The 18983-nt window shown below is 38.2% G+C and carries 16 protein-coding genes and 1 pseudogene; all 17 read left to right on the top strand.

Going from position 1 to position 18983, the window contains the following annotated elements; translation table 11 throughout:
* Positions 1–246: hypothetical protein (locus tag ACYRYG_RS12725; protein WP_460198403.1), on the top strand; the 246-nt coding region annotated here is incomplete at its 5' end.
* Between the two features lie 162 nt (positions 247–408).
* A complete protein-coding gene (locus tag ACYRYG_RS12720) occupies positions 409–747 on the top strand; it encodes a hypothetical protein (RefSeq protein WP_460198402.1) in 339 nt (112 codons plus the stop codon).
* A complete protein-coding gene (tnpB, locus tag ACYRYG_RS12715; protein WP_460198401.1) occupies positions 741–1118 on the top strand; it encodes an IS66 family insertion sequence element accessory protein TnpB in 378 nt (125 codons plus the stop codon). The genes ACYRYG_RS12720 and tnpB overlap by 7 nt, the downstream gene beginning before the upstream one ends.
* 90 nt (positions 1119–1208) lie before the next feature.
* Entirely contained in the window at positions 1209–1664 is a 456-nt protein-coding gene (locus ACYRYG_RS12710) for a hypothetical protein (protein WP_460198400.1), read from the top strand.
* A gap of 22 nt (positions 1665–1686) precedes the next feature.
* Positions 1687–2982 carry an IS66 family transposase gene (gene tnpC / locus ACYRYG_RS12705; protein ID WP_460198398.1) on the top strand — a complete coding sequence of 432 codons (1296 nt, stop codon included), beginning with the start codon at positions 1687–1689 and terminating at the stop codon, positions 2980–2982.
* A 216-nt stretch (positions 2983–3198) separates the two neighbouring features.
* A complete protein-coding gene (locus ACYRYG_RS12700) occupies positions 3199–3474 on the top strand; it encodes a hypothetical protein (RefSeq protein ID WP_460198396.1) in 276 nt (91 codons plus the stop codon).
* A pseudogene (locus ACYRYG_RS12695) lies at positions 3453–4148 on the top strand (IS982 family transposase); the annotation flags it as partial. The gene ACYRYG_RS12700 and the pseudogene ACYRYG_RS12695, both read left to right, overlap by 22 nt.
* Before the next feature lie 42 nt (positions 4149–4190).
* Positions 4191–4397 carry a hypothetical protein gene (locus ACYRYG_RS12690; RefSeq protein ID WP_460198395.1) on the top strand — a complete coding sequence of 69 codons (207 nt, stop codon included), beginning with the start codon at positions 4191–4193 and terminating at the stop codon, positions 4395–4397.
* A 55-nt stretch (positions 4398–4452) separates the two neighbouring features.
* A complete protein-coding gene (locus tag ACYRYG_RS12685; protein ID WP_460198394.1) occupies positions 4453–7719 on the top strand; it encodes a sacsin N-terminal ATP-binding-like domain-containing protein in 3267 nt (1088 codons plus the stop codon).
* A 1462-nt stretch (positions 7720–9181) separates the two neighbouring features.
* Complete coding sequence (locus ACYRYG_RS12680) at positions 9182–9547, top strand: hypothetical protein (protein WP_460198392.1); 366 nt, start codon at positions 9182–9184, stop codon at positions 9545–9547.
* A 27-nt stretch (positions 9548–9574) separates the two neighbouring features.
* The gene (locus ACYRYG_RS12675; protein WP_460198390.1) at positions 9575–11638 is read left to right on the top strand and encodes an ATP-dependent nuclease; all 2064 of its coding nucleotides are present in this window, start codon (positions 9575–9577) and stop codon (positions 11636–11638) included.
* Positions 11623–13374: a UvrD-helicase domain-containing protein gene (locus tag ACYRYG_RS12670; RefSeq protein ID WP_460198389.1), complete on the top strand. Its 1752-nt coding sequence runs from the start codon at positions 11623–11625 to the stop codon at positions 13372–13374. The genes ACYRYG_RS12675 and ACYRYG_RS12670 overlap by 16 nt, the downstream gene beginning before the upstream one ends.
* Before the next feature lie 643 nt (positions 13375–14017).
* Positions 14018–14695 (top strand): putative polyvalent protein kinase domain-containing protein, encoded by a 678-nt coding sequence (locus ACYRYG_RS12665; RefSeq protein ID WP_460198388.1) that lies wholly within the window; start codon positions 14018–14020, stop codon positions 14693–14695.
* Positions 14696–15236: 541 nt separating this feature from the next.
* A complete protein-coding gene (locus tag ACYRYG_RS12660) occupies positions 15237–15413 on the top strand; it encodes a DUF3606 domain-containing protein (RefSeq protein ID WP_460198387.1) in 177 nt (58 codons plus the stop codon).
* Positions 15414–15600: 187 nt separating this feature from the next.
* A complete protein-coding gene (locus ACYRYG_RS12655) occupies positions 15601–16668 on the top strand; it encodes a hypothetical protein (RefSeq protein WP_460198386.1) in 1068 nt (355 codons plus the stop codon).
* Positions 16637–17767, top strand: a complete 1131-nt coding sequence (locus ACYRYG_RS12650) for an FRG domain-containing protein (RefSeq protein ID WP_460198385.1) — start codon at positions 16637–16639, stop codon at positions 17765–17767. The genes ACYRYG_RS12655 and ACYRYG_RS12650 overlap by 32 nt, the downstream gene beginning before the upstream one ends.
* A 340-nt stretch (positions 17768–18107) precedes the next feature.
* Entirely contained in the window at positions 18108–18605 is a 498-nt protein-coding gene (locus ACYRYG_RS12645; protein WP_460198384.1) for a hypothetical protein, read from the top strand.
* Positions 18606–18983: the final 378 nt, after the last annotated feature.

Here is an 18983-nt window from a genome sequence, read left to right as displayed (position 1 = left end):
TACTTTCACAGTGGTAATGTGGGGGAGCTGGCATCAAAATTGCAACAGGTAATAGCGCATCCGCTGGAACACGTGGAGTATGACATGAGCAAGTATATTTACGTTCCAACTGCGAATGCGTGGTACCATATCCTGCCCGGCGACAGTCTGGCTGGAGAACGTCCCCGCTCGCTGTTTATCATGAAGAAGGATGGCAGCGAGGCGGTATCTGCGCAGGGAAAGGACATGACTTTTACTTTATTGTAACGGTACGAGATAGAGGAAAAACACAAATATTTTTTGATTTATATAATTGATGTCATCTCAAGTTAATGAAATGAGCAACCGGAACGTAAGCGTCCAAAATAGGCATCTTGCAAGCCCCCTTAATAAATGTTACATTTGTGCTCACATTAAAAATCAAGAATTATGTTGAGTACGACAGATTTTGAAAAACTGCTCTTCCTCTACAAGACGGAAGGGAAGAACATGTCCATCCAGACATTTTGTGTAAACAGCGGGGTCAACTACCGAGCCTTTGACAAATGGTTCCGTAACACCCACAAGGATATTGTCCCTGTTGAGGTGTTGGACCGTCCAAAAGAGGAGATCCGGGAAAACAAGGAGTCAGTAGAGGAACAGCCCGGGAGTCAGGAGACCTTCATCACCCTGTCGATGAACTTCAGCAACGGGATGTACCTCAAACGCAGCGGGCTCAGTTACCCGGAGCTGAAGCAGTTCATATTAAAGCTGGAGGGCCTATGCTGACGGTCAACGGCCTTCACAATTTCTATTACGTGCCGGGAGTAACGGACATGCGCTGCGGTTACCACCGGCTGATGCAGATCGTCAAGCACAAGTTCCACCGTGACCCATACAGTGGCGACGTGTTCCTCTTCATGAGCAGGGACCGGCGCAAGGTGAAGATGATCCACTTCGAGAAGCATGCCTGCTACCTTCACGAGAAGAAGTTTACCGGAGGCTACCGTTTCATGAAGATAACCTATGCGGAAGAAGATACCGAATACCGTAACCCGATCTATCAGATCAGCTGGAAAGAAGTGGTCGCATTCCTTGAAATGCCCGTTGTCGGCACCCTCATGATCCATGCCTCAGGCAGTGATCATGACGGTATATAAAGTACTGATTATCAGCAAAATAACGACAAAAACACTTGCGTAATCCATGAAATTTTCGTACCTTTGTAATATAAGATTAAGGTACGGAACATGGATTCAGACAAAGAAATCAACCTTGACGAACTCTCCGGAAGGATCAACAACCTCCGGAATCTGGAGGCACGGGAAAGCGATCCCGGGCCCATGGAGGAGTACCTTGATATGGACAAGATAACGATTATTAAAATGCTGCTGGCCGCTCAGGATGAGAACAGGCAGCTTCAGGCCAGGCTTGACAAACTGATGGAGGAAGCCCGTTTAAGGGAAGATCGCCTGAATAAGCGTATCGATGAGCTGACCCGTCTGAACAGGGTGAGTTCAGAAGGCCAGATCAGGCTGATGGACCAGCTGACGGAGCAGCAGCGCCAGTTGAAGCAGATGAGCGGGCAGTACGGAGAAATGCTGACGGAGCTCAAGAGACAGGAGGACCTGAACAGGATCGCCCGGAAAGAGAAGTATGCTAGCCGCAGACAGAGCGTGAAGAAGGAAGGAAAGGAAACCTTCTGAGCCCCGTGAATACCGTCAGGGCATGAAGTATGACAAGGGTGTCCGCACCCGGATCTACTATCACGGCTTCGACCGTTCGAGGCTTCCGGAGGGCAGTATAGTCATGAAGCGGAAGACCCGGAGGCTGAAGAGCATCAGGATGGTGACGGATGTCCACGAGTACGAGTGGCTGAAGGTCAGGTTCCCTGACGGTCGTATCAAATGGATGTATCTCCCTGAAAAATCAGAGGCATCGGAAAAGGCGGATGAAGAGTATACGAGCCACAGGGAGTACCGTGCCTTTGCCAATACGGAACTGACTTCGGACAGCATCCCGACACTGGCCTATCTTCGTTACGGCCTGTCGACGCCTTCCAGCCGCCTGTCGGAAATGCTCCGGGAGTCGGGCCTGGGCGGTTGCAGGCAGACAGTAGTCAACTGGCTCCGGTCAGCTTGTCGTCAGCTGTCCTGCCTCCTGCCATCCCTGAAGGACCTCCTGCTGGCAGAAGGCGCCAATGTAAACTGTGACGAGACCTGGAGCCGTCTCCGTCTGAAATACAGATCAGGATACAGGAAAGTCTATGTGTGGTGTATGGTCAACAGGAAAGCAAAGATGACCTATTACTTCTTCGACCATCCTAAGGAAGGAACCCGGAGCAGGGAAGTGCTGAAGCAGTTCCTTGGAGAGGCGAAGATCAAGTCCCTCCAGTCAGACGGCTATGTGGGCTATGTCTTCCTGGATGACTGTCTTGTCCCCGTAGACCATATCTACTGCCTGGCCCATGTGAGGGCCAAGTTCGTGACCGCGTATGATGTCGGAGGAGTCAGGGAAGCGAAACCGTTCATAGACCGGATCGGAGATCTCTACAGGCTGGAGAGCCACTACCGGAAGCTGGGGCTTCCGCCGGAGGAGATCAGGAAGAGACGGAACAACGGGGAGACCTCCGGGATCATCGGTGAGATGAGAAAGGAACTGGACCGTCTCTGGCCTGAAGACAAAGAAAGGCAGTCGGCGGTAGATCCGATTTTTGCTACGGCCCTGAGATACCTGCATAACCAGTGGGACGGGCTGATGAACTACCGCAAGGACGGTGAATACAGTATAGACAACAACATAGCCGAGAGAAACGTGCGCCCCGCCTGCGTGGAGCGGAAGAACTCGCTGTCCTTTGCCAGTGTGGAAGGTATCGAGTGCTCGGCGACCTATCATACCGTCATACAGACCTGCCGTATGATGGGCATAGAAGTATTGAAGTACTTCCAGGCCTTCTTCAGGAATTTTGATGAAGGCTGCCGTGACTTCCATGAAATGATACCCGGTCAGCTGGCCATAGATTAAAATCTCTTAAATTTTATTCGAAATAAAAAATCAGGGACACTCTGGAGTGCCCTGTTTATAGAGCGTGGACATCAATTGGACACAAACTTATATGAATACATAGAATCCTTTAAAAGTAGTCCTAAACCCATTAATATGTTTTGTCTCAGAATGGACAATTGGCTAAGAACCGTGATAAATTCAATATAACCCAATATTGCTAAAAACTAAAACGATATGGACAAAAAATTTACAGTAATCCGAACAATCCATCCAGTTGGGCAGGGAGCATTCTATACAGAAGAGTTCTTTGATAACCAGCATGATGTTAATCACACTGTCGTTTTTGACTGTGGATCAAAGACAAAGCCAAAAAGCAGTAGGGCAAAAACCTTGTATATAGATAATGTAGTGAATAGCTCTTTTGGTGACAAACAGAAAATAGATTTGTTCTTCATCTCGCATTTCGATGAGGATCATGTTAATGGCATAAAGGTGCCATCCCCAACCTAATAACCAGACGTCAGTTCAACCAGCGTCGTAAGCTGACCAAGGGACTTGGAGAGGAAATCCGCAAGTCCATTGCCAAAGCAATGGATGGCGAAGAGTCTGTCTTCTGCATAGATTCCAAGCCTGTAAAGATCTGCCAGAATGCGCGTGCAGGCAGATGTGCAATGGGCAGAACTGACCCCGGGCATTCCCCTGCATGGGGATATTGTGCTTCGCAGAACATGTACTACTACGGTTATAAACTTCACGCTTTGTGTAGTATCACCGGTGTCATACACTCTTTTGACATGACTGCCGCCAATGTACCTGATATCCTTTACCTTAAGGATGTCAGGTGGGAATACCATGACTGCATGATTCTCGCTGACAAGGGCTATCTGAGTGCGCCCATACAAAAGGATCTCTTTGAGACAGCCACCATAACTCTTGAAGTTCCCTATAGATTGAACCAGAAAAATTGGAGGCCGCCTTCGTGGGCATATAAGCGTTTCCGAAAAAGAATTGAGACGGTCTTCTCGCAGCTGAGCGACCATCTTATGATGATACGAAACTATGCAAAGCAACCAGAAGGCTTTTTCGCAAGAATTGCGGCCAAAGTTGCTGCCTTCACTATGCTGCAGTATTTCAATCTTCTCAATCATAGACCCATAGGACAAGTTAAATATGCTTTATTTTAATTCAACCAACAGGTAATTATAGAATTATAAAAGAAAACATTAATGAAAAATGAACATGAAAACATTACCTCAAAGAATTGTTGGGGTGGTGCATGCTATTTCGTAAAAAATATAATGAAGTTCTTCAGGAAACTTCTTTATGCCCTTATTGAAATGATGGAAATCATCAAAATAATCCTAACAAATACCGGGATTTTTAGAAATCAAAGTCAGGTGGCCGAGAAAACTCCAGTTCTCGCCATCGGCTGACGAAAATAAATCAGCAGACCCTATTTAGTTTTCTAAAAAAACAAATAACATAAAAATGATACAGCTCACAACAGAACAACAAAAACAAGTACATGACTACCGTCAACGTAAGGAACACGAAGAAATGCTTTGTGCTGCTCGTGCCAGAATAATGCAAGGTATTGCACGTAACAACAACCGAAGTGGTGAGCGTGCTATTTGGGAGTTGATGCAAAATGCCTGCGACCTTTCGGTACAAGCAGTAACAAAAATTATTCTTACAAATAATAGCATCACCTTTGCTCATCAGGGTGAACCTTTCGACTTAGATACATTATCAAACCTTATAAAGCAGCAAAGTACCAAACGCGAAGGTGATAACAATAAAGTTGGGCAATATGGAACAGGGTTTATGACAACACACGTATTCAATCGCAAAGTACATATAAGCGGTGACTGTTGTATCAATTATAAAGAAAATAATAATAGCCATAAAATGTATGTTCCATTGCCTAATGATTTTTGTTTAGATAGAAGCTCTGACGATGAAGATATTTTTATTAGAGAAATGGATAACGAACTATTAGCTGTAGAAAATCTTTATAGCAAGGAAGGCAATGAAAAAGCTGGAACGTGGACTTCTTTTTGTTATACACTGACACCGGAAACGGTAGAAAAAGTGAATAATCAGCTCAATATAACAACTCGTTTAATGCCATTTGTAATGGCTTTCAATGACCACATAAAAGAATGTACCATTGAAAATACTAATGACAATACCTGTACACAATATATTAAGGTTAGTGATAGAAAGATATTACCTTTATCGTACAATAACAACATTTGTAAGGTTTTAACAACAATCCAAGTTATCAAAAATGATATAAAAAGCGACATTATCATTACAACATTAGAAACAATTGATGGTAATGATCGCATTGTTATTCCACCATTACCTACAGGGTTTGATGAAACAAGCAAAATACCTAGTCAGTTCTTGTTCTTTCCTATGTTGGGTACAGAGAAATTCGGAACTAACTTCATTTTCCATTCAAGCAGACTATTCCCAACTGAGTCAAGAAATTCATTTCTTTTACCTCAAGACAATGATGGATTAGCCATAAAATACAAGCATAATAAAGGGGTGTTAGATGAGTTGATCAACATGTTATTTGCTTATTATCGCAATAATATTGACCAACAAAATATTCCTTTAGATTTTGCCAATGTTAATTTTAAATACGATGGTGAAGACCCTGTTACAAAGGCTTTTTATGAAAAATTGCAGAAAATGTTTTCAGAAGAATTTGTTAAATGGAAGATGATACCAACAGAAAAAGGATACCTTTCTATTAAAGACGATAATGGTTTTGTTGTACTTGATTCAAGTATATACAATGATTTGGATGAAGAAAAATTTCAAAAATATATTCCTATAGTAACTAAGTATGCCGCACAAATATTCACAATTCCAAACAAGAATATAATTGAATGGTCTCAAGTCGTTAATAATTGGGATCCTAATAATATACAACCATATTATGCAAAACTAGAAAAAATATGTGATAATATTAAAATAAAAGATAATGATCTTCATACATTTTTACTTCTCTTGAAAGAGCTTGGGGAAACAGGAATAAACTTATTAAAATCTAAAGCATTAATACCTAATAGAGGGGGTATATTAAAAAAATCAGGAGAACTACGTGATGGTAAAAGTATCACAACAGAGTTATATGACATAGCAAAACCTATTCTTGGGACAAGAGCAGATAAATTGGTAGATACCGAGTATGCAGATATTGTTGCTCTTATAGAGTATACACGTACAGATTTACGTGATGAAATAAAATCTACTATTGATAACCTTCGAAGGTTAACTTTTAACTATATATCGGATGGTATTAACAGTCCCAAGTTACTTGAAGAACTAAATAACACTGTGACAATAACAAATCTTGTCTGTTATTGCTCAGCATTTACGTCTGTCGAGTCAACAAGCTATCGTGCTCGTTTAATGCCGGTTATTTGCGAACTATATGGTATTGATTACAAACCTATAGTAATTCCATCAATAGATAATGAAGAACCTGATTTATACTTATCGGCTTTCTCATTCCTTGTTGAAAATACTATGCTAATGCTATCACATAAACCATCATTGTGGTTAACGTCTGATGAAGGACATGAACAAAATCATGATTTGCTGCTCCAGTTTGTACAAATCTTTACAGACACTAAAGATGAACAACGCATAAAGAAGTTAGATGATTACGGCATTGTACCAAATCAGTTGGGAGAAGTTAATAAGGTAAAAGACCTTAAAAAGAATATCTCTATTGATGATGAACTCCAACAGCTTTATAATGGGATATTTAAACATGACCTCAAAGAATCATTTGTTGATGTTGACTTTTCTGATTTATATCCATTCATAGAATACAAGCCAGAAGATGTTGGTGACGAGATAGAGAAACAACTTAAAGCCATTAACTATGATGGTACTGACATTCTTCTCATAATAAATCACCTTAACACAAAAGAAGATTCATGGAAAAGCTACTTCCCCAACATCTACGCACAGCGTAAAGATCTCTACTATACTCATGGAAATGAAGAAGATAAAGAAGCCTTGTTCCGCATCCAAATGCAAGGCAGCGAAAAAATCAAACGGATGGCTGAATTGGCGGAATCTAAAAATTTCGATGCAATAATAAATAAAGTTGAGGATCTGCTTCATCAGCAACAGGAACGTGACCGTCAGTTTCTCTTTACATTTGCTATTGGAAAACTCATTGAAGACGACATCAGAAACGAAGTAAATAGCGAACTTACATGTTCACAATCAGAGATTTCTACTGATGATGTACAATATGGACAGGATATGGTAATACGTTATAAGGGTACACCTTTATATTATATAGAGTGTAAAGCAAAGTGGAACTTTAATGAACCGGCGCACATGTCATCTCTTCAAATAAAACAAGCGGTCCGAGAATCAGTGCACTATGCATTATGTTGTATTGATTGTACGCCAGAAACAGGTTGCAATGTATCTCCTGATGCTACGAAAGAAGATGTAAGTGCTGCTCATTCTGATATTTTAAATCATACTTATGTTAATGTGAATATTGGTACGATCCTTAGTTCAACAGTCAAACCTGTTGTTCAGCAAGAAGAAGACACTTCTTTTAATGAAGATTCAAACATCAAAGTTTATGGTGATTTTAAATGCAACATATCAAAACATATCTTTATTAAAGGTACTATTTTCTGTGATTTTATGCAACGATTAAAGTTAACATTGAAAGATATGGTTGATAAAATTTCCAGTAACGCATAAAAGTTTGTACAAATATATATAATAATATTTACAAAGAAATACAGCTTTTAATTCATTGATAATTAATAATTTATATGTAACAATTACTTCTGAAAAGCCCAATGGAATTGATTACAAGACTCTCGGTGAAATACATCATAAAAACTCTTCTGCAAAATTTTGAATTATGTAATACGGCGGAGACGGATAGTTTGCGTTACATTTCCTGGATAAGTATCTGAAGTGAAGAAAATGGCGGACAGTGAGACCTTGATCTGACAGTATAGGCTCTCATGAAACAATATGGGGCTGTTATTTGTCTGAATAAAGTTCCAGATACTTTGGAATAAAATATTTATCTATATATTCTTTCTGGTGTTCGAAAGGCATTTTTATGCCTCCCAACTTAATGATATCCTTGTCTTCTCGTGACGTTTTTGAAAATGTTTTTTAAATGATTTGTCGTTCAACTTTGCGGTCAGTCTCCATGCTTCATTATTCATTTCAGTCCATTGGGAATCTGTTATGGTAATAGCATGATCTTCTTGCACATAATTGAAAATATAGTAAGTGTCCAAAATAGGTGTTCTGCATGAATCTTTAATAAATTACTTTTGTACTCACATTAAAAATCAAGAAAGATGTTGAGTACGACAGATTTTGAAAAACTGCTCTTGCTGTATAAGACGGAGGAAAAAAGCATGATCATAGTCAATTGGTATGGATTAAATTCTCTTAGATTTTATCTGTGACTCAAAATAAGTGACACTCTAGAGTGCCTTGTTTATAGGGCGTGGACATAAATTGGACACAAACAAATAAGGATGATGAAGTACAAATATAAGAATTCTGAAGAATTTTTTCATTGTTGCAAAGGTAATCTATCATAGACAAAACACAAACATTTTTCTTTTATTTTTTGAAGTTCTATGTCATGTTCCAGTTAAATCTATCACAAAGATTAGTGGTTGGAAGTCGTAATTGTCTATTTCTGTTCTGTATTTTAATTCATCATTGTTTTGATAGATACTTCATTTTTGTCTGATTCTGTCTGGTCTGTCAACCATTATCCTCTATCCATTCTTGATTGAGAAATAGGTATGAGGTTTATAATTGATCAAAAAGAATGCTTATTTCTGTTGATTGATTCCATTATCTGTAAAAACACAACAATTCGTTTTCCGTTTCTGATTTTTTTCTTATCTTTGAACCGTGAATCTACTGAAGCACTTCACGACTGCTGTGAATCACATTTTTGTCGTCCTTGTTTCAGCCTCTCTTGTCCGACAACCCTTCACCTAATCTGATCAACAATAGATCTAAGAACTTCATTACTCTTTACAAATGCTTGGAAAAGGTATATTTACTAATTCTTTTGATTGGTTCCGTGGGGAGCCTCTTTACGTACAATCAAGGACACTTTGAAGTGCTCTGCCAATAGAGTGTTGATATCAATTTGAATACGAACAAAACGCTAGTTCTTATGAATGTAAAAGTAAAACTTTTTGAGAAACGAAACATGAGAAACCCTAAAATCCTTTGTTTAAAAGAGGGGTCGAAAATACGTAATGCATCTCATACAGGTGATGATCATCCAAATGAGGGAACATGGCTTGAATATTGGAAAGAGCATACAAAAGAAGCAATACCCCTTGTCTGTCCTTTTTGTGGAAAGCTTTTAATAGAAGGACCTGATGTTGATGGATGCCATATTCGATATTACGACGATAAGGGACTTATTTCAAGAAACGAATATATCATTCCTGGTCATCATAAATGTAATTGTCAATTTCAACAAAATTTTGTCCTTAAGAAATCTGTCAATGCTGTAGAGGTCGAAAATAAGTGAGGTTGGTATAGTCTAAAATATTTAAACATGTATATATCCAAGGTTCATATTAATGGTTTCCGAGGATTTCGGGATTCGACGATAGACTTCACGGAAGGGTTGAATGCGATTATTGGTCATAATAATGGGGGCAAATCAACTGTTATTGATGCCTTGCGTCTTGTAATTGATATTGACAAAAAGCGGCATCTTTCGGCTTGGGATTTCTTCCAGGGGGCTAAGTTGGATAAATTAAAAGAGGAGTCACCTTATGTGGAGATTAGTGTTTATATCAAGGAGTCAAAAGATGAAGATGCAGATTCGGATGATGTCGCCTTGTTTACAACTTATGCTATAGCAGTAGAGCCGAAACTGGAATCTTGCCTTACCTATCGATTCTATCTTCCTGATTCCGAGAAAAAATCCTACACAGATGACATGAAAGATGCTCAAACTAGTTCAGATCTGTTTCATATCATTGAGAAGAAATATATACGTAAGTATGGATATAATATATATGGTGGCCCTCCAGAATTACAACGTCAAGCAGCTTCAGCCGATTTGAGAAAGATTGATTTTCAGTTTGTTGGTGCATTACGGGATGTAGAGCAGTCCATGTTTAGTGGACACAATGATTTGCTAAAAGATGTACTGACTTATTTCTTAGATTACGATCTATCTCCTGATAAGAAAAAGGATGATAAAGGAGAAAATAATCAGAACGGGGATGAAGCAAAAGAAAAAGAGAAAAATAAAAGTGAAAAAGATAAGAGAGAAAAAGAATTTGCAGAGGAATCAAAAAAGGTGATAGAGAAGGTCCTGGACCGAATTAAGGATGGTACGGAAAGCATTACTCAATATGCCAATGATACTGGTGCAATCTTAAAGGGCAGTAAAATTAAATTTGATGGAGAAATTTCCGAAAGCCAATTGTTGCAAATTCTTCAACTCCTGGTTGAGTCGGATGAGTTAGGTTATTCGTTGCCGGTATCTCAGAATGGACTCGGCTATAATAACCTGATTTATATCTCTCTGCTTCTTTCCAAAATGCAATCAAGTACCAGTATGGATTTTATGGGAGAAAATAATGTAAGGAGTTTCCCGATTTTGGCTATAGAGGAACCTGAAGCCCATCTACACCCTGAACTCCAATATCAGTTTCTCGAATTTATCAGAAAGAATCAGAGTGATGGTCATGTCCGGCAAGTTTTCATTACAACCCATTCTTCCAGTCTGGCTGCTAAGATTAAGTTGGATGAGTTTACTTGCTTATATAAAGATAAGAATGGAATAGTTACAGCCTATTATCCTCGTGCCGTCTTTGCAGATGATAATATGTCTAGGAATTATATCCAGCGTTACCTTGATGCTACTCGTGCGGATATGCTATTTGCAGGTGGAATCATCTTTGTTGAAGGTATGGCGGAGCAAATACTCTTGCCTGCATTTGCCAAGAGGTTGAATCTCTATGAAAAGTGGATGAAGAAACAGATTGTTGTAGTTAATATCGGAGGCAGGTACTTTGAAAATTTCTTGAAACTTTATGATGGGAGACAAAAAGGTACACTTCCCATTAAGGTTGCTTGCATTACTGATAGAGATCCAGTCAGAAAGTTGAAAAATTCCGCTCAAAATGCCAAATGGAAATCTTGCTGGCCCATAGAGTATGATGCTGACTCTGAGCATTATGACTACAAAAATCATTCAGAGGATAGAGTTGACGAATTTAAGGAGCATAAGAATATTAGGTATTTTTCTCAAGACAGTAAGGGTAAAACTCTCGAATATGAGATTGCACGCAAAAATTCACACAATGCAAATATTATTGTTGATTCTTTGGAAAACAAAGTCGAATTGACAACTATGATCAACAGTAAGACCTTGTCAGAAACACTTGAAGCCTGTAATGATAGTGATCTCGTAGAATTGTATAGAGACAATTCTATTTGGAGGGAAGAGGATGACCGGCGTCAAGGAGTCATTGCTTCCCGATACCTGGAATCCGTAAGCAAGGGAATCAATGCATTGGAACTTTCTGAAAATCTTGAACAAAACAGTAATATTAATGTGCCGGATTATATAGAGGAGGCTATAAAATGGGTGCTCAACTAATACATTCGAACGAGCCTCAAAATTTTGATTCCAATATTAGGGTTATGGCTGGTCCGGGAGCTGGTAAAACTCATTGGCTAATAGGCCAACTGAAAGAGATCCTTAAATATTCTGACCGACTTGGAAACTGCCGGAAGATTGCATGTATTACCTATACCAACAAGGCCTGTGAAAATATCCAACAAAAGATCAAATTTGGGATGGATAGGATAGAAGTGTCAACGATTCATGCTTTCTTATATGCTAATGTCATTAAGCCCTATTTTCATCTCATTGCAGATCTATTTAATTTCGATATAAAGAAATTAGACGGACATGATGATACGGTATATACGCATTATGAATTTATCAATTCTGTTATAGGAAAAAGTGGATGTGGAAGTGTTTTCCAAAATTCAAGAGTAAAAGTAAGTTATTCTAAAATAGGCCAATATATATCATCTTATCGTTGGAATTTAACAGATAAAAGAATAAGTCTAGAACAAAGTGGAAAATCATATCCTCTATATGGTTTATTAAAAAATAAATTCGTTAATTGTTATAAACAAGAAGTATGGAGTCAAAAGGGAATTATGCATGACGATGATGTCTTGTTTTTTTCTTATCAACTTTTTATAAAGTGTCCTCGCATCAAGCGTTTAATCTCTAATAAATTTCCATATATTCTTGTGGATGAATATCAAGATTCTTCTTCAATACAACATTTTCTTATAGAGAAATTGGCAAAAGAAAGAAGTTATGTTACCGTCATCGGCGATGAAGCCCAGTCTATTTATGGTTTTGCTGGTGGTGATGTTCGATTTATTCATGAGATTGATTTTCCTCATTTAGCAGATTATACGATTGCGGATAATCGTCGAAGTACTAAATCTATTGTGAATTTTTTGAACGTGTTGCGTCCTGAGTTGAATCAAAAAAATGTCAGAGAAGAAGATTATGGCTGTCCTCAACTTTTAATTGGTCCAGTTATACAGGCCTATAACAAAAGTAAATCTCTGTGCAAAGACGGTGAAGGAAAACAAAAGGATATTTATACACTCAGTTGGAGCAATCAAACAGCAAATGAAATGAAAATTCATGTGCAACCGAGTTTCGTATCAAAGAATTTGTTTGAACAATTACTTGAACTTTCAGATGCTCATGAAAGAAGTAGAAAATTTATTGCCTGTGTCAAAGCCGTTGAGAATGCCCGTCAGATGTTGATGGATGATGCAGTTAAATCCCTTAGTAAAGGTTTTTCGTTGGATATTAGGAACTTGGATGATAAGAAGAAGGCTGTTCGATATTTGAAGATATTATGTTCTAAATACGATGATTATAGCAAAGGTGATGGCAACCAATTGCTTGCGATCATAAAAGAATCAATGGATTCTAGAATTGGTCTTGTAAGGAGTGGTAAGCCTAAAGAGTTATTCGCTCATCCTTATCTTGATTTTGCAAGAGAAGTCAATTGCAAAGAGGATCAGACTACTAATATGACTATTCACAAGGCTAAAGGTTTGGAATTTGATAATGTTTTTGTAATCATTGAAAGTGAAAATGAAGCTGTTGATTTTTTAATCAATACGGATTTGCAGAAAAAGGCAGACGATCATCGCCTTTTTTATGTCGCATGTAGTAGGGCAAGTAATCGGTTATTTCTTTCTGTGCCTAACTTATCAGAGGAGACTCAACAATTAATCCATAATAGATTTGGGGAGCTGTTGAATATCTATAGATTAGAGTCTGATAACTAGTAAAAATAAAGTAAGCGTCCAAAATAGGTATCTTGTGTGAATCTTTGACTCTTCATGAAAAGGATACTTGGTCAATTGATCAACCTATTTCTATCTTTTCAATTTTACTCTTAACTCAAAGTCAGGAACACTTGGGAGTACCTTGTCTGTTCCGCATTTTAATTCATCCTCATTTTGACAGATACTTCATTTTGTCTGATTCTGTCTGGTTTGGTTTGTCAACCATTATCCTCTATCTATTCTTGATTGAGAAATAGGTCTGAGGTTTATAATTGATCAAAAAGAATGCTTATTTCTGTTGATTGATTCTATTATCTGTAAAAAACACAACAATTCGTTTCCCATTTCTGATTTTTTTCTTATTTTTGAACCGTGAATCTACTGAAGCACTTCACGACTGCTGTGAATCACATTTTTGTCGTCCTTGTTTCAGCCTCTCTTGTCCGACAACCCTTCACCTAATCTGATCAGCTGCTAAGAAAAACAAAATAACCTGAGATAGAGCATTAAGTATTACGCTAATAATCGGCAACAAACTGATAGTCAGGCAAAAATTGGATGATAGAAGTTTTTCATTTGATGTTTGGTAAATCAGAAAAGTTTAGCTATTTTTGCAAAATCAAGATATAAAAAGAAAGGACTAATGGATGGAACCGGTACTCAACGACTATCACAAAAAGATAAATGCCATCAAGATTCAATCGGTGGAATCCTGGAGGATGTTGAAACTTTCGCACAAGGAGTGCTCAAATCAGTTCAAGCGGTTGCGGGAACAACGAATTGCAAGGGAGTCCAAATCGCTCGTATAGCAGAATGGGCAAATAAACATGGTTACTGGATAGAGACCGCCGAACTTGGAAGTTATGAGGATAGAGGCTCAGAGAATGAAGTTTACATGTCCTTAAGAGGGAATGTCGTTTATAAACTGAACGACTTTCGTTATTCGGATGATAACCTTACGCCGTTCTTTGACCGCGTCAAAGCTCATAATGACTATTTTCCTGATTGTGCTTATACCTTGGTCGGTTTTGCTAAGAACAAGGATAATAAGGTTTGTGCTGTTCTACGACAGCCCTTCATCATTTCCGAACGAGAGGCTACGGAGAAAGAAATCTCTGATGAGTTGGCACGTTTAGGCTTTATGTCTCGAATGAATGGTGAATATTTCACGAATGGCATTCATGACATCTTTGATGCTTCCCCGAATAACGTGTTAGTCGGTATTGATGGCAACTTTTACTTCATTGACACCATCATCTACAAGTCGGATGAAGGTAATATCAGCACATACCATAGCCAGTCTCCGAAATTCTTAAAATAGGAGCTGCTGCTATGAATTCAATATAATGATACTCGGCCAGCTGACCATAGATTCAAATTTCTTCAATTTTATCCTCAACTCAAAGTCTGGAATACTTGGGAAGATCTTGTCTATTCTGTATTTTAATTCATCCTTATTTTGACAGATATTTCATTTTGTCTGATTCTGTCTAGTTTGGTTTTGTCTGTCAACTTTTATCCTCTATCCATCTATTCTTGATTGAGAAATAAGTCTGAGGTTTATAATTGATCAAAAAGAATGCTTATTTCTGTTGATTGATTCTATTTACTGTAAAAAACAAAACAATTCGTTTCCCATTTCTGATTTTTTTCTTATCTTTGAACCGTGAATCTACTGAAGCACTTCACGACTGCTGTGAATCACCTTTTTGTCGTTCTTGTTTCAGTCTCTCTCGTCCGACAACCCTTCACCTAATCTGATCAGCTGCTAAGAAAAACAAAATAACCTGAGATAGAGCATTAAGTATTATATTATATTTACTGTTTATGATAATCTCTTTGCGATTTTAGATTTAATTATTATGGACAATCTAAAAAAGAAAGAACCACAAGATGGTTCAGAAATTAATCTTCATGAGAAATATGAAGTTAATTCTTGGTGTAAAAAATTTGGCTGTACCAGAGTGGAATTACAAAAGGCTGTTAAAGCTGTAGGTGATTCTTCTAAAAAAGTTAAGAAGTATTTTGAAAGTCATTAAAGTTTGTGGTAAGTTCAACTGATTTTAAAAGCTTTTTTTCTGTATAGGATCGTAAGGCATGAAATTAATACTTAGTCAACTATCCTTTGCTTAAGACCTCCTTAGTTTTTCATTGACTTAAATAGGGGATGCCTTGAAGCGCCCTGTTTATAGAATATGAGCATAAATTGAACACTTATAAACTGTCATGCTAATTCAAGAGATCATAGAACATCTTAATAATCAGGCACATTTTCTCCTTGCTGATTACCGCAAAGAGGAAGCTTTAGTATTAATGGAGCGTGTCTATGATTTTTTAGGCATAAGAATTGGAAGGCCAAGGCAGGATGTGCCGATTGAAAGTTATCTATTATCAATATGTAATCACATTGCGTGTTTAATGAATAACAATTTGTTATATGAGGTGGAACGTGATTTTGGTCGATTCGAAAGAATAGTTGTGGGAAAGTATGTGTCAGAAGAACTGTTGTTCCACTATCAGTATTATAAGGTTGAATACTATTTCCGGCGAGGGTACTATATATTAGCTATGGAGCAATCTCGATTATTAGAGAAATATGCTGTCAATGACCAGCAACAGTTTTGTATGCTATTACAGCGTGGAGAAATAGAAAATGCTGATAGAAATATATTTGCACTATTTTCTGTTAATAGTGTCTCTAAGGCTTTGTCGATAGCAGAAAAAATGCACGATGCTTATTCCATAGGTCTTGCTTATAGCGAACTTTCTGAAATGTTTACGTTCTATTATCCTTCCTTAGCCTTTAACTTTGCAAAAAAGTCAGAACTGGAATTTGCCAGAAATGGATTTAAGCAGAAAGCTAACGAGCAGGAAGTATCTTTGGCTAATGCCCTGATCATAAAATATTTGAAAGATCCACAACACTCGGAGTGCTTTAAGAAAGATGCTAAAAGGAAGATTAGTTTAGTGGATAAGTCAAAGATCAGATCTGTACAGCACTTGGCCAACTATGACTATGTCTATGGCCTGGTTTATGATAATATTGATTCTCTCTTATCTGCAGCTAATTTTTATAAGAAGTTAGGTAGTCACGGAGGCTTTTGTCAGGTGATGGACAGGATCATTCATCTAAGATTACGGCGAAAAGAATACCGGCAGGCAGAAACGGATATCCATGATTATCTTGTATCTGCGAGAAAGATGAACCGAAAAGATATTACTACGGTTGAAGACCATTATAAGAACTTGAAAGATAAGATCCATGATGCAATGGTTAAAGACAAAAAGAACTGAGCTCATCTCAAGACTTCCGACAATTCTTGATCTCCTGGAATTCTTCGCTGATGGGGAAATTAGGCACGAAGAAAAATTATCTGGTAGTATATTCCAGTGCCTGATGCCAGACTTTAATCAAGATGGGTTATTTGAGATTGTCAGTAATTATCCAGATGGCACAGATAAAATCATCCCATTAAGCATAATGAATGATTATTACCGAGGGGAGAGTGAACCCCATTTCCCATCCTATCCATCGATCTACAGAAGTGGTATGACAGAAAACGATATTCTCATCGAACGAGTTAAAGCATGTGAGCTGGAACTTTTGATAGAGACCTATCCTCTTTTTAAGGTGTTCAAAGGTGGAATATCATACCAATTTAAAAATAACTCAACTCAAATCTTTAACCTCTCTGTAGATTCAGAGGCATTGGCACAACACTATGGTATCAAGACGGATTTACTGGATTTGACAGTTGATAAATTTGTAGCAGCATTTTTCGCTACAACCGTTTACAGAAATGGGAAGTATATCCCTGTTGATCCATCAAAAGATGACATGCCGAAATATGGAGTATTCTATGACTATATGCTCGTAGAAATGAGCTTAGAGACCAAACACATAGATCCGAAGCTGAGAGTAGTAGGATTCCAACCGTTTTCTCGCCCAGGTGAACAACGAGGATATGTACTAAGGATTAAACAGGGTGAAGACTTCCATAGGATATGTAGGAAAAGGTGCTATAAGTTCAGACATGATGCCAAGGTTTCAGAACTCATTTACAATTATACAAATAGATCTAATAAGCTATTTCCCAAGAGTATCCTTGAGGAAAAAGCAAATAAGATACGTACCAGCAGAACATTTTCCAAGGCTGCAGTAGCCAGGACCAAGGAAAAATATTATCCAAATCTTAGTATCAATGAGATAGAGAATGAGCTTCTTCAAGCCGATATAGCAGTTTCGGAAAATCAGCCAGTTCAATTTTCAGAGGCAGAAAAAAAATTTGAATTGAAACAATGGCAGGAAAGAGGATTTGAAGAATTTAAAAAGCAAGTTATTGTGAGGCCAACCTTCACAGGTGATGCTATGGGTACTAATTCAAATAAATAAAAGATTCTCCATCTATTATACATAAGCGTCCAAAATTGATATCTTGCATGAACCCTTAACAAATATTACTTTTGTGCTTACATATAAAAATCAAGAATTATGTTGAGTATAAAAGTCTTTGAAAAACTGCTCTTCCTTTATAAGACCGAAAAGCAAAAAGGATACAGGCCAATTGACTAATCTATTCTCATCTTTTCAATTTTATCCTTAACTCAAAGTCTGGAGCACTTTGGAGTGCCTTGCTGATACGATATGTACATCAATTGGGTACATATTGTTTTCAGAAGACACTGGGAGATGAGCGAAGTTCAAGGAGGAAACAAACGACAGAATCAGAAAAATGACATACGAAGAAATTTGGCGGAAGATAAAGGGTATGTCACAGAAACAGCGGAGTATGCTTGCGTATGAAATGACATTGAAGGGTTTCAATGTCGGATATATCCATCCGCATTATTACTTTGACGCCAGGTCTGTTCATGACATTTTGTTCTATCCGCCCCATGGGCAGCATGAGATTCAGGATTCCGACGGCAAATATTATGACGCGTTGAAGGAAATCATGGAGAATGATAAGGAGATACATATCCAATTTAAACGATGCTTGTGGCTCCCTTGCCTTATCAATGACTGGCGGGAGGGGAAAGTGATCAGGTCATATATCTGCTCACGGTTCAATTATGGGTATGTCAATGCCTGGTACCGTATCCTGCCTGGCGACAGTCTGGCCGGAGAACGTCCGCGCTCGCTGTTTATCATGAAGAAGGATGGCAGCGAGGCGGTATACAGGATGACGGTTGTGCAGGGAAAGGACATGACTTTTACTTGTTCCTGCTAAAGCCGTCATCGAACCTCTTCCTCTACAATACAAGACGAAAGACAGGAATAGGTCAATCCGGACATTTTGTGTAAACAATGACATCCACTATGAATGAAGGTTGTCGTAACTTCAAGATATTCAAAGCTGTACCATGTGCAAAATTACAAAATAACCGGTGGATTGTTCGCCAGTCTGCTAAAGGATGTCTGATCTTGTGCCGAACCCGGAATCGGGACTTGTATCTTAGTTGAATGGAAAAACGTTATAAATTAGTTTAGTTAACCGCCTTCAAATCTGACAACGCTTCTCTGGGATAGTCACGTTATTCTATGAAAGGGGTTTTCTGATATCTGAAAAATGAAATGTATTTGAATTTTCAAGAGAAAATGTGACTTT

The sequence above is a fragment of the Segatella asaccharophila genome (assembly GCF_054687055.1).
Note: the sequence above shows the minus strand (reverse complement) of the source record. Positions and strands in the feature narration are given on the sequence as shown.

Coding starts and splice junctions, on each gene's coding strand:
- ACYRYG_RS12660 (WP_460198387.1), top strand. CDS start 15,237: ATGGACAATCTAAAAAAGAAAGAACCACAAGATGGTTCAGAAATTAAT.
- ACYRYG_RS12710 (WP_460198400.1), top strand. CDS start 1,209: ATGGATTCAGACAAAGAAATCAACCTTGACGAACTCTCCGGAAGGATC.
- ACYRYG_RS12700 (WP_460198396.1), top strand. CDS start 3,199: ATGGACAAAAAATTTACAGTAATCCGAACAATCCATCCAGTTGGGCAG.
- ACYRYG_RS12670 (WP_460198389.1), top strand. CDS start 11,623: ATGGGTGCTCAACTAATACATTCGAACGAGCCTCAAAATTTTGATTCC.
- ACYRYG_RS12675 (WP_460198390.1), top strand. CDS start 9,575: ATGTATATATCCAAGGTTCATATTAATGGTTTCCGAGGATTTCGGGAT.
- ACYRYG_RS12650 (WP_460198385.1), top strand. CDS start 16,637: ATGATGCAATGGTTAAAGACAAAAAGAACTGAGCTCATCTCAAGACTT.
- tnpB (WP_460198401.1), top strand. CDS start 741: ATGCTGACGGTCAACGGCCTTCACAATTTCTATTACGTGCCGGGAGTA.
- ACYRYG_RS12690 (WP_460198395.1), top strand. CDS start 4,191: ATGAAAAATGAACATGAAAACATTACCTCAAAGAATTGTTGGGGTGGT.
- ACYRYG_RS12680 (WP_460198392.1), top strand. CDS start 9,182: ATGAATGTAAAAGTAAAACTTTTTGAGAAACGAAACATGAGAAACCCT.
- tnpC (WP_460198398.1), top strand. CDS start 1,687: ATGAAGTATGACAAGGGTGTCCGCACCCGGATCTACTATCACGGCTTC.
- ACYRYG_RS12655 (WP_460198386.1), top strand. CDS start 15,601: ATGCTAATTCAAGAGATCATAGAACATCTTAATAATCAGGCACATTTT.
- ACYRYG_RS12665 (WP_460198388.1), top strand. CDS start 14,018: ATGGATGGAACCGGTACTCAACGACTATCACAAAAAGATAAATGCCAT.
- ACYRYG_RS12685 (WP_460198394.1), top strand. CDS start 4,453: ATGATACAGCTCACAACAGAACAACAAAAACAAGTACATGACTACCGT.
- ACYRYG_RS12720 (WP_460198402.1), top strand. CDS start 409: ATGTTGAGTACGACAGATTTTGAAAAACTGCTCTTCCTCTACAAGACG.
- ACYRYG_RS12645 (WP_460198384.1), top strand. CDS start 18,108: ATGACATACGAAGAAATTTGGCGGAAGATAAAGGGTATGTCACAGAAA.